Raw genomic sequence first — 3871 nt, forward strand, 5'->3', positions numbered from 1 at the left:
AATAAATATCAATGATTTAAAGATTTTCTCAAAAGCTCAAACAATTCTTTTTCTTCTAACGAAATTTTGCTTAAAACTCATTTAGTGAGTTTGTTTAAACCTAAATGGTTTTGTTATTACTCCAGATGAGCAATTGTTAGTTTTGAAATTTATTCTTATTCCTTTAGCGGCTCTTTTGGCTTCATTTAGAAACATAGAACTTGCTCCTGAAGCTGAAATTACTGAGATTCCGCCACCTCTAGTAAATTTTACTGTAACATTTACAACGATATTAAATTCTCTGTTTAAACGTTGACTGCCTTGTGGCATTTCCAATGTTTCTCTGTATGAAACTGAAAAATCAGTACCTTCATGACATCCACCACCTCGTGTACTTCCAGATTTTTTATCATTTCCATTTCCAGAACTAGTTGAATTTCCGCTTGTTCCTGTTCCATTTCCGTTTTTGTTACCTGTGGAGCTTCCGTTAGCAGTATTACCATTTTTGTTTCCATGTGAAGTTTCTGAATTTGAAGGAGTGTTTTTATGTCCAGAATTATTGGAAATATTAGAGTTTGAAGCAGTTATGGAGTTTTGTACTGGCTTTGAGCTGACAGGATTTCCTGTGGATTGTGAAATTACTGGTTGTGTGGCAGTTTTAGGGGTGGAGGTAACTGGGGGGATAATTGGGCGTGATGTAGGTTTTGGTTGTTCTTTTGGTATGCTCTCTTGGGGTACTTTGGGAGGTTGTGGTGATGTTTGCTGTGGTTGTATTGGTTGTGCTTGTGAAAGTTCGGGCTGTTTTGGGTTTTTAGGCAGTTTATTTGGTTCTATGTTTTGAGCTTCGGAAATTGCATTGTTTTTATTTTGTGGATTTCCCTTTTGTAATCCAGCCGTTCCGTTACTTTCCTCATTGTTATCCGTATCAACTGTGCTTTTTGTTTTATTCTCTTCTAAAATGCTGTTTTTTAAGTCAACAACAATAGTCTGTTTTTCTTTTTTTTCTTCAAGTTTCTGCTTTAAAACTGGAGTTGCAATTGGAATAAGGAGTATTCCCAAGTTTATTGCAGCTGAAATTATGTAATATTTCATTTTTCACCTCTATTTATTACTTAATGAATATTCAATTTTTTGTAGTTTTAATTTTTATTTTGAATATTTAAACTTATATTTTCTATGTTCATATTTTTTAAAATACTCATCGTGTCCACAATGTCCTTATATTCCAAATGTTCGTCGGCAGTTAAAGTTATATTTTTTAATGCTTCCTTTGGTAATTTTGAAAATTCAGAAGCTATTTCATTTTGGGAAAGTTCCCTAGTTTTATCGTCTATTTTTAAGAAGTATTTTTTGTCTTTATTTACGATTACTTCTATTTTTGTATCTTCCTTTTTTTCAAGCTGTGCTGATGTTTTTGGAACTGAAAGCTGAAATTGGGAATAGTTATTAAATGTAGTTGCAAGCATAAAAAATATTAGTAGCATAAAAATTACATCAATTAAGTTTAACATCGATATATCGACATTTTGACGTTTTCGTCTGTTAGAAAATTTCATATTTTTCTCCTAAGAAATTTGATTTGTAAATTTTACTTGAATTTGTTTGAAGTTAAACTAATCTAAATCAAATAAAATTAGTTTGGATTTTAAATCTAAGATTAGAATAAAAGGTTAAAAATCAATCTTTTACTCGGCTCAAAAACTGCAATGCCGCTCTTTCCATCTCTGACACAATAACATCAATTCGTCTGTTAAAATAATTATAAAAGACTAATGCAGGTATTGCAACTATTAATCCGAATGCAGTTGTGTAAAGTGCTTCTGAAATTCCTCCAGCGACTATTTTTGCAGTGCTTGTTCCATTTCGGGTAAGAGCTGAAAAGGCTGCAATCATTCCTGTAACAGTTCCCAGAAGTCCCAGTTGAGGAGCAGCATTTACAACTGTTCCCAATAAACTCATACCTTTTTCGAGTTCAGTAGTCTGCTCTAAAATGCTTTCACTTATTATGCCCTCGATAACCTGTCTATGTGAATTATCAAGTTCATCAAAGTTAATATCCATATTAGAAACAATTTTTGTTACACTTTTAGAAACAGAATCTGTTTTATCTTTGCAAAGTTTTAAAATTTCTTGTTTATTCCCAGTTCTAAGTGCTTTATAAAGCTGATTTTTCTCGTTTTCTGACAATTTTTTCTCTTTTGACAAAAAAGTATACATTTTTTCAATAATAACAGCAAGTCCAGATACTGAGGCAAGTAAGATTACCCACATAAATATTCCGCCGTCAATAAGGTATTTTAACATAATTCGTCCTTCTTTCTCTTATTATTTTTGATATAAAATTATTTTACTATAAAAATATTTTTGTGTCAAATATTGCTAAAAAAGTTATTTGTAGAATAAAAAGTAATAAAAAAAACAGCCAAAAATTCATGTTTTGATGGCTGTTTTACAGTTCTATAGCCAATCCACCTAAAAAATTAGAGTAAAAGAATGGATTGGTTGTAGATAGAGTCTAGCCCTTTATTATTGTTTCAAGCTAGAATTTATATATTTGTCTTTATTTTAGAGAAAACTTTTTAAAATTATTAGAATTTGTGTGTGTATCCCAATGTGAATACGTTTACGTTTTTGTCATATTTTACTTTTGATTTATCGATAGAGATTCTAGGAAGTGAAGTTTGTTCACGTTTTCCATTAGCTGAATTGTAGCTTACGTGAGCAATTCCAAATTTCCATTCTGAAGACTCTGTTGGCTTATATGTAAGTCCTGTTGCGTAGATTTGTGAGTTTATTGCATACTCTACATCAGAGAATGATTCTCTTTTTGCTCCTGTATCTGCATAGTTAAATCCAGCGTGCCAAGTAAATTTGTCATTAATTCTGTAATCTACTCCAAAGTTTATTTCATATCCATCGTTATATTTAAATCTATCCATTTTCGCAGATTTATTGAAGTAGTGTGTATATCCGCTTGATAAAGTCCATTTGTTAATGTCCTTTGAAACTCCTAATGCTAATACTCCTGGCAAGTCACGTCTTGACTGGAATCCATCTGCATATTCAGGATAAAAGAATGAAATTCCTAAAGGACGTCCTCTTAGCATCATCTTGTTATCTTCCTGTGCTTTTGACTTAAATTTTAATTTTACAGGCGTTTCGTATCTTATTACAAAATTTAAAGTATCAGTAGGCTTGTAATCAAATCCTATAATTCCACCAATACCTTTTGCATCACGTTTTGAATTCATTGACAGATAATTTTTGTTAAGACCAATTGCTGAACCAACTAAAGTATTATATTCATATTGTGCTTCTCCGTCTAATTTTCTATGGGCATAAACATATTTAAGACCACCTGACATTGAGAATGTGTCATTAAATTTATAAGCTCCACCAAGCATTAATTGATAGTAACGATTTTGCCCAGTAAAACGGTTTTTTACAACTTTTGCTCTAAGCCTTCCCCCTGTAATATTGTTAAATGTTTCTCCAGCAAGTTCGATTCCAGCAACTCCATTATTATAACGAAGAGTAGCTCCACCTGCGATAACACTTAAATTTCCAAAAAGTGAATAATTATCTTTTTTGTACAAAACATTGAATGATGGCGCACCTGCATATCTATGAGATTTTAATTTTTTTCCATTTAATGTCATTGATTCATCAACCATTGAGTTTTGAAGGTTTGCATTAAGATAAGTTCCATCATCTAAAAAAGCAGTTCCCGCAGGGTTATAAAAGATGCCTTCTACAGAAATTTTTCCTGTTTGAGATGGATTTTGAAAATATGAAGCCGAATTGTTTGACAAATAGTCAATACTTGCAGCATTTGCAAAAATTGCAGTTAAAACTGATAAAATGGCTATTTTTAATTTCATAATTTTCTCCT

4 protein-coding genes are annotated in these 3871 nt (G+C 31.6%); all 4 read right to left on the bottom strand.

Going from position 1 to position 3871, the window contains the following annotated elements; genetic code table 11:
• Positions 1-81: 81 nt before the first annotated feature.
• Positions 82-1071, bottom strand: a complete 990-nt coding sequence (locus tag Q0370_RS07800; protein ID WP_299574263.1) for an energy transducer TonB — start codon at positions 1069-1071, stop codon at positions 82-84.
• A gap of 47 nt (positions 1072-1118) precedes the next feature.
• Entirely contained in the window at positions 1119-1535 is a 417-nt protein-coding gene (locus Q0370_RS07805; RefSeq protein ID WP_006804489.1) for a biopolymer transporter ExbD, read from the bottom strand.
• A gap of 121 nt (positions 1536-1656) precedes the next feature.
• Positions 1657-2283 (bottom strand): MotA/TolQ/ExbB proton channel family protein, encoded by a 627-nt coding sequence (locus Q0370_RS07810; protein WP_299574267.1) that lies wholly within the window; start codon positions 2281-2283, stop codon positions 1657-1659.
• Positions 2284-2567: 284 nt separating this feature from the next.
• On the bottom strand, positions 2568-3860 hold the full coding sequence (locus tag Q0370_RS07815; RefSeq protein WP_299574270.1) for an OmpP1/FadL family transporter: 1293 nt from the start codon (positions 3858-3860) through the stop codon (positions 2568-2570).
• Positions 3861-3871 lie beyond the last annotated feature (11 nt).

Source organism: uncultured Leptotrichia sp., assembly GCF_938036635.1.
In the GTDB taxonomy this organism is placed as follows: Bacteria; Fusobacteriota; Fusobacteriia; order Fusobacteriales; family Leptotrichiaceae; genus Leptotrichia; species Leptotrichia hongkongensis.